This window comes from Oleiphilus sp. HI0086 (genome assembly GCF_001635225.1).
On record NZ_LWFZ01000292.1, the window covers coordinates 1 to 276 of the forward strand.

The 276-nt window shown below is 45.3% G+C and carries 1 pseudogene; it reads right to left on the minus strand.

The window, feature by feature from the left end:
- Positions 1-54 precede the first annotated feature (54 nt).
- Positions 55-276, minus strand: a pseudogene (locus tag A3756_RS03650) (2,3,4,5-tetrahydropyridine-2,6-dicarboxylate N-succinyltransferase); the annotation flags it as partial.

The window sequence follows — 276 nt, forward strand, 5'->3', positions numbered from 1 at the left end:
AGTGCGCCTTTAAGGGCTGCCCTGTTAGGGCAGTGTTAGTTGCTTAGCCAGATACTAGTTATTGGCGTGAAGCTCTTCATTCAGTTCAATGGCAGTCTTATTAGTTAAGCATTCAACTCGACCATTTGCCGAGTTTCGGCGGAACAGTAGGTCAGCTTTATTTGCTAGATCACGTGCTTTAACCGTCTCAACGACCTGGTTTTCAGAGTCAAGCATAACTACTTTAGTGCCAGCAGTAATGTAGAGACCTGACTCAACAGTACAGCGATCACCTAA